We start from the raw sequence: 7,813 nt of genomic DNA, 5'->3' as shown, positions 1-7,813 counted from the left end.
TGCTCGATACACTTTTGCTTGACTGGGGGGGACAACGGTGTATAATGAGAAACGATAAAAATTCTCAATAGCAATTATACAACGAATAAGTAAAAACATCAATAGAATATTTGCTTTAGCTGCGTGTATATACTCAAAAGAGAATCGGGTGCAAAGCCTAGACTGTCACATAGCTTTAAGGCGAAGCGTGGCTCAAGATGTTTTTCCTTCGATTTTAAACCAGGCTGCAAGCGAAACACGGCAAGCTCGGCAGAATGGTTTGAAAAATAAAATTTATAAGAGGTGTTAATTATGTTGAAAAAGAAAGCGCTAGTTATGTCAGTACTGTGCGCTGTTGCCAGCGTGGGCTTTGTTATGAGTGCCAGCGCTGAGGAAACCATGAGCGGCCAACTGGACGAGGTGGTTATCGAGGCCGAGCGCGGCGTGCTGCCGGGCGGGTTGGCAAAAGAAGAAGTTACTACTGGTTTTACTGGTAAGCAGGATATTATGAGCGCGCCTATGACGGTTAGCGAAATCAGCAATAAGACTATTGAAAAATTCGCTTCTCCCAATGCCGGTATTGCCGACGCTTTGTCCTTGGACCCTTCGGTTCGTGCTGACCGTGGCGGTACTTATACCGATATTTCTATTCGCGGTATCTATCAATCAGGTCATAGCTTCTATGTAAACGGTATTCCTGGATTGCTGTGCCAGGAAAATATTCCGTATTATTGGGCTGACAGCATCAGCGTCATTTCCGGTCCCAGCTTAGGTACTAATGCTACGTCTTTTTCTGAAGCAGCGGCTGGCAGCGTTAATATTCAATCTAAAGCAGCAACCTCCGAAGGTAATGCTAATATCAAAGTTGCTTATCGCGGCGGGTCCTCTATGCAAGAGGCTATCGACGTTGGCCGCAGATTTGGCGAGAACGATAAATACGGCGTTCGCATTACGGCCAGCAATATCAGCGGCGATACTGTTCTGGACGGAGAAAATTTATCCCAACAAGCTTTTTCCATTAACTTGGACCAAAAGAGCGACAATTCTAAAACTAATTTGCTGATTGCTTATGACCATACTGATCATAAAGGCGGCACGGGCAGTATTTCTTTTGGCAACGGTGTAACTTCTTTGCCTAGCGCTCCTGATAGCAGCCGTATTTATAAGCCGGATTGGTCCTATAATGAATACGATAACTGGATTGCCGCCTTGAACCATGAGCAAAAATTAGGCGAGCATATCAGCGCTTATTTGAACGCCGGCTATCACCGTGAGGATTGGTATGGTTACATTGATGGCAATCCTACGATTAAAAATAATATAGGTGACTTTGATATTTCTATGACCAACTATCCTTTGGCTTTGACTAAAAAATATTTGGGCGTTGGCGTAAAAGGCGATTTCAATATCGGCTCCGTAAAGAATGAATATTTGGTTGGTGCTGATAAGACCTGGTACAATTATGCTTTAAGCAGAAATATGAATTTTGCTAATGGAGGAACATGGTCTGGTACTGGTAATATTTATCAGCATAATTGGTGGCCATCCTTGGAAAGACCTTCTTACGATCCTGTCCATAGTCAGGATGCCCAGATGACTGGCTGGCATATCGTCGATACCTTAAAGGCTTTGGATGATAAATTACAGGTAACTTTGGCTTTGCATGGTCATAAGGCTTCGAGAACTCCTGTTGGATCTCCAACGCAGGATTCCGACGCTATCTGCCCGACTTATGCGGTAAGCTATAAGGTATCGCCTGCCGTTACCGTTTATGCCGACCACAGCGAAAGCTTTGGCATGGGGTCTTTAGTTGGTAATACTTATGAAAACCAAGGGCAAATGCTTGACCCGGCTAAAACAAAACAGAATGAAATAGGCGTAAAAGTAAAAACAGGTAGTTTCTTAAATACCTTCAGCGCATTTGAAATTACTCAGGCCAATAACATTTCCGTATATCGCCCTGGTTATACTAGACCTTTCTTACTGCAAGACGGCGAGCAGAAAAATAAAGGCTTTGAATGGGCCTTTACTGGTAATTTGGCTGATAAATGGGATTTAATCGGCGGCGTTATGTACCTCAATGCGGAAGACTACAAAGGCAACGACGTTAATGGCGCATCTAAATGGTCTGGCACGGTAGGCGCAATTTATCATCCGACCGAAGACTTGTCTTTCATCGGCAGAGTAACTTACCTTGACTCTACAACCATTAATAACGGTGCTTTGGACGTACCGTCCTACACTAAATTTGATTTAGGCGCTTCTTATAAAACTAAACTGAGCCATACTCCCGTAACCTTTGACTTGATGTGCTATAATCTGACCGGCAAAGATTATTGGAGCGCACGTTCCGGCAGCAGCAGCTTAAATGTTGGCGCGCCGCGTACTATCGTTTTGTCCGCTAATTTTGAAATTTAATAAGCAGTATATTCCTGCAACAGAAGAGATGAGCTGGGCTCATCTCTTCTGCCTATTTTGATAATGAATGAAATTATAAGATGCAAGAGAAAATAAAAAGGTACAAAATAAAAAATATAGTATTTTTTTTAGCAACTTTTTTGCTCGTTGCTATGTTTTGCGGATTAAAGCTGGGCTTTATAAAAGTTGACTGGCTGACGCTGGCGACTGCTTTATTGGCGAAATCAGGGTTGCTTCCTGCTGAAAATATCAATAGAGATATAATAGATGTGGTTTTGCAGCTGCGCCTGCCGCGAATTTTATTAGCCGCCTGTGTAGGCATGGGCCTCACGCTGTCGGGCATTGTTATGCAGGCTGTCGTCAAAAATCCTTTGGCTGACCCATATATTTTAGGAGTTTCTTCCGGAGCTTCCTTAGGTGCTACCAGCGCAATCTTTTTGGGGTTAGGCTCTTTTTTTGGTGCGCAGGCCATAGGTGTGTGCGCGTTTGTGGGAGCGTTTGCCGTATCCCTTTTAGTTACTTTTATTGCCGACTTTTCCTCTTCGAAAGCGGCGAATAATAATTTGCTGTTATCGGGTATGGCCGTGAGCGCAGTTTGTTCCAGCATATCCAGCTTGATAGCTTATTTTGGCAGCAACAAAGAAGGCATGGAAGCTATTACTTATTGGCTGATGGGGAACGTGGCTAATGCAAAAATAGAAAATGTTCTGCTTCTTTTAGGTATTATCGTCGTTTTATTCCGGTATTTTCTGACGCAGATTAGAATTTTGAATTTAATGCTGGTCGGGCACGATGCTGCTATGACGTTGGGCGTGGATTTGCATTATTATATAAAAAAATATTTACTGTTAAATGGCCTGCTGGTAGGCTTTATTGTATTTAACGCCGGCGCTATAGGCTTCGTCGGGCTTATCGTTCCGCATATTATACGGTTGCTTTTCGGCGCTAATCATAAAAAATTACTTCCCGTAGCGGTACTCTTTGGCGGTTGTATGGCGGTAGTAATGGATATACTTTCCCGTACTATTATTTTTGGCATCGATATTCCTTTAGGGGTTATTTTCGCCTTGTTGGGAGCGCCGTGTTTTATTTATTTGTTATTAAAACAAAATTACAGGCCTGGTGTGAATTAAGATGAGAATAAATTTAGAAGAATTAAAAATTCAATTTGGCAATAGAGAAATTTTAAAGGGAATATCGCTGGAATTTCCTGACGGCAAATTTACCGGCTTGATTGGCCCTAACGGCAGCGGCAAGAGTACGATGCTAAAATGCGTTTATCGTATTTTGCAGCCTGCGAGCGGGGCGATATATCTTGACGGCAAAGCGCTGGAAAAATATTCTGTGCGGGAAACTGCCAGAAAACAGGCCGTTTTAGCGCAGCATAATTATTATAATTTTAATTTTGAGGTTTTGGACGTTGTGTTGATGGGGCGCAGTCCTTACAAAAAAGCTATGGAAGCGGATAATGAAGAAGATTACGCTATCGCCAGAGAATGTTTAGACGTTGTCGGCATGGGAGCATTCGCTCATAGCAGCTTTGCCTTGCTTTCCGGAGGCGAACAGCAAAGAATAATGCTGGCGCGCGCGTTGGCGCAAAAAACCGAATGCTTGATTTTAGACGAGCCGACAAATCATTTGGACATTAAATATCAGCTGCAGCTTTTGAATATCGTTAAGAGTCGTAAATTAACGGTAGTAGCCGCGCTGCACGATTTGAATATTGCGGCGGCCTATTGCGATATATTGGTAGCAATGAAGAATGGAAGAATTATTAAAATAGGAACTCCGCAGGAAGTTTTAACAAGCGAATTTATTTTTGAGATGTACGAAGTGGAATCAGAAATAATCAAGCGCTCTGATGGAAGAATATTGATAGCTTATAAATGACGAAGGATTTTATAATGAATTTATTTAGCAGAAAATATGCAGTAATTACATTTTTAGTTTGCTGTATTATACTTGTATATTTGCTCGGGCAAGGGACTATAGAGATAGGTTATAAAAAAACTTGCCAGATTTTGGCGGATATTATTCAGGGGACGATGAGCGATACAGATATTTTGGCGGACGTAATATATTACCTGCGCCTGCCGCGGTTCGCCTTGGCAGTGCTTATTGGCAGTGGATTAGCTGTATCGGGATGCGTAATGCAGGCCGTGATGAAGAATCCTCTGGCTGACCCTTACCTTTTGGGAATTTCTTCGGGAGCGGGATTAGGCGCGGTGTTGGCGATTATCCTGGGGCTTACCAGTGTAATGGGCTTTGATAGCATCGGCTTTTTTGCTTTTATCGGCGCGTTGACAGTAACGATTTGTATTATTTTGATAGCTTTTTATTTTGGCAGCGCTAATACGGTAACAATTTTATTATCCGGTATGGCGTTTAATGCAGTCAGCGCCGCCTGCATAAGCTTAATCATCAGCGTTTATGCCGATGCCGAACGCATACAAAGCGTTACTTTTTGGCTTATGGGCAGCTTGCAAAATGCCAGATGGGAAAACATTTATGTTTTGACCATTGTCGTGTTCTGCCTGATGTTTTATTTTTATAAAAATTCCCGAATCCTGAATCTAATGTTATTTGGCGATGAAGCTGCTATAACCTTGGGCTATGATTTGGCTAAAATTAGAATGGTGTATGTTTTTTTATGTGCCGTAATGGTTGGCTTGATTGTGTATAATAGCGGTATAATCGGCTTTATTGGGCTCGTAGTGCCGCATATTGTGAGACTGATTTATAGAAGCAATTATAAACAAATCCTGCCTAATTGCGCTTTGACCGGCGCTGTCTTTATGGTTTTAGCCGATGTTATCAGCAGAATTGCGCGAGAAGGCTCCGAAGTTCCTATCGGCATAGTGGTGTCCGTTATCGGAGCGCCGGTATTTGTTTATTTATTGCTAAGTAAAAATTACGGGTATAACAAAAAATGAGAAAATTATTTTTGGCTAATATATTGATTGTTATAACGCTGCTGTTCTGCGGCTGTGGAAATTACCGGGCCGCGCATGATAACGCGGACAAAGCTTCTGTTGTGGTAGATAATATCAATGTAGATAATTATTTCGTTAAAGGCAGCAACAAGCAGACTTTTGCAAAGGCGCCTGGCAGAGTGGTTGTTGTCGGCGAAAATGAAACAGAAACGCTGTTGGAATTGGGCGTGGAAAATAATATTTTAATGGCTGCCGCTCAGAATAACCGGCGGTATGCTATGCGTTCTTATAATAAGGACAAATTTGATCATGTGAAAAAATGCAGCAGCGGCTATTTGAATATGGAATATATTACACAGCTGCATCCTGATTTAATTATAGCTCAGCAATGCGTGTTCATTCGCAATCGTTTGAAAAATACGGATTATTGGAACGCAAGGGGTGTGGCTACGTTAGTTCCGTTGAACACTAACACGCCAAGTAAGCATTTGGTTCCTGAAACTATTGAAAAAGAAATGAAATTTATAGATGATTTGGGCAAGGCGTTCAGGGTAGAGGCAAATGCTGAAAAAATTATCAGTGATACCTATGCTACGATTGACGAAATCAATGAAAAAAGAAAAAATTATAAACAGCCTAAAGTAATGGTAGTGGAATTTTTAAGTTCCATGATTTGCTACGACCGGACGAAATTAGTCGGCGATATGATTAACAGAATTGGCGGGGAAATAGAAGTGAATCCGCCCGTTATTGGCTTTGAAAATGTTATTAAAGAGGATCCGGATGTGTTATTTGTAGTGTGCAGCCATGTTGATTATGGCGAGTGCTTAAAAAAAATTACGCAAAACCCGGCTTTGCGTAATTTATCGTGCATAAAAAATAAGAGAGTGTATAGTATCCCTTTGCGTTTTACTTATGGTTCGGCCTGTCGTACAGAAGATGGTTTAAGATTTTTAGCCTCTAAAATGTATCCGGGAATTGAGATTGACGATAAGAATTAGAAAACAAAATAAAAGTTAAGCTTAAACTGACGCGACCCTCGCAATATTTCGCCTTGCCAACTTTTTCTTTTTAGGCTAAAATAAGATTAAATCGAATATTTGCCTAAAAGGAGGGCTCGGCTATGAACTATATTAAGCGTGATTTGGAAGCTAAAATAATAGAATTATCACAGGATTATTCCTGCGTTTTAATTACCGGCCCGCGTCAGGTGGGTAAAACTACAGTGCTGCGCAATTTGATGCAGACGCAAAGAACGTATGTTACTTTAGACGATTTTGAGGAACGGAAAATGGCGCAGGAGGATCCGGCGCTGTTTCTGCAAGTGCATGATTTGCCGATTTTGATTGACGAAGTGCAGTATGCGCCGCAGCTTTTTTCGTATATCAAAATTGCTATAGATAACGGGGCAGAGCCGGGTTCTTTTTGGTTAACAGGCTCGCAAGCCTTTCGCATGATGGATTTGGCACAGGAATCCTTGGCCGGGCGCGTAGCTATTCTGCATATGTCAGGATTATCGCAGCACGAAATATATGGTTCTGGCGCAGCAGAGCCCTTTACTGTTGATTTAGCTGGGTTAAAGCAGCGCAAAGCTTTAGGTAAGCCTGCTGATTTAGAAGAAATTTATAAGCGGATTTGGCAGGGATCATTGCCAGGTTATATCAGCGGCAAATATAAAAACAGAACGGTATTTTACTCCAGCTATGTTCAGACTTATATAGACAGGGATGTAAGCGAGTTGATTTCGCGCTTGGATAAATTTTTGTTTCAGGATTTTATCCGGGCTGCAGCCTGTCGTGTAGGGCAAATGCTGAATGTGCATGATATTGCTCAGGATGTTGGCGTATCTGACGATACGGCTAAGAGATGGCTTTTGGTTTTAGAAAAATCAGACGTGATTTTTTATTTACGTCCTTACTCTAACAATCTTTTGAAGCGCACGGTGAAAACGCCTAAGCTGTATTTTTTTGATACAGGCTTGGTCGCCTATTTGACTCGCTACAATTCTCCGGAAATTTTACAGAACGGCGCGCTTAACGGCGCTATTTTAGAAAATTATGTTGTGGCTGAAATTATGAAAAGCTATCATAATACGGCGCAGGATTGCTTGCTGTGGTATTATCGCGACAGCAACAGCAATGAGATTGATATGGTTATGGAAAGCAACGGTTTGCTGAATCCTTTAGAAATTAAGCGGTCTGTCAATCCCAGCAGCAAATTAGTATCTGCCTTTGAGGTGTTGGACAAGGGCGCAGTCCCGCGAGGGAAGGGAGCGTTGCTTTGTATGCGTCCGGAATTATCCGCCGTTGATGCAGATAATTATATTGTGCCGGTGTGGATGATTTAAAAATAGAAGAAGGGAATGACAAAAGTTCGGATAAATAAAAGCTGAAATTTATTTTTCTTGCTTTCGATGCGTTTTGAAATTAAAAAGACATCAGGCTCCCCGGTTGCCCAAGGAGCCTGATGTCTTTTTGTATGGA

At 41.9% G+C, this 7,813-nt stretch carries 6 protein-coding genes; all 6 read left to right on the top strand.

Going from position 1 to position 7,813, the window contains the following annotated elements; all coding sequences use genetic code 11:
- Positions 1-291: 291 nt before the first annotated feature.
- The 6 genes from QZ105_RS09780 to QZ105_RS09755 all read left to right on the top strand — a co-directional run bounded on the left by QZ105_RS09780 (position 292) and on the right by QZ105_RS09755 (position 7,677).
- Complete coding sequence (locus tag QZ105_RS09780; RefSeq protein ID WP_293729735.1) at positions 292-2,397, top strand: TonB-dependent siderophore receptor; 2,106 nt, start codon at positions 292-294, stop codon at positions 2,395-2,397.
- A 152-nt stretch (positions 2,398-2,549) separates the two neighbouring features.
- A complete protein-coding gene (locus tag QZ105_RS09775) occupies positions 2,550-3,530 on the top strand; it encodes an iron ABC transporter permease (protein WP_293729734.1) in 981 nt (326 codons plus the stop codon).
- A 1-nt stretch (position 3,531) separates the two neighbouring features.
- Positions 3,532-4,287 carry an ABC transporter ATP-binding protein gene (locus QZ105_RS09770; RefSeq protein WP_293729733.1) on the top strand — a complete coding sequence of 252 codons (756 nt, stop codon included), beginning with the start codon at positions 3,532-3,534 and terminating at the stop codon, positions 4,285-4,287.
- A complete protein-coding gene (locus QZ105_RS09765) occupies positions 4,284-5,330 on the top strand; it encodes an iron ABC transporter permease (RefSeq protein WP_366936040.1) in 1,047 nt (348 codons plus the stop codon). Before QZ105_RS09770 ends, QZ105_RS09765 begins: the two co-directional genes overlap by 4 nt.
- Positions 5,327-6,331 (top strand): ABC transporter substrate-binding protein, encoded by a 1,005-nt coding sequence (locus QZ105_RS09760; RefSeq protein ID WP_293729731.1) that lies wholly within the window; start codon positions 5,327-5,329, stop codon positions 6,329-6,331. The genes QZ105_RS09765 and QZ105_RS09760 overlap by 4 nt, the downstream gene beginning before the upstream one ends.
- A gap of 122 nt (positions 6,332-6,453) precedes the next feature.
- On the top strand, positions 6,454-7,677 hold the full coding sequence (locus QZ105_RS09755; RefSeq protein ID WP_293729730.1) for an ATP-binding protein: 1,224 nt from the start codon (positions 6,454-6,456) through the stop codon (positions 7,675-7,677).
- The last annotated feature ends 136 nt before the right edge of the window (positions 7,678-7,813 follow it).

It is taken from the genome of uncultured Phascolarctobacterium sp. (assembly GCF_905212365.1).
Lineage (GTDB): Bacteria > Bacillota > Negativicutes > Acidaminococcales > Acidaminococcaceae > Phascolarctobacterium_A.
The sequence above is the reverse complement of the archived record's forward strand: the minus strand, read 5'-3'. Positions and strand labels throughout refer to the sequence as shown.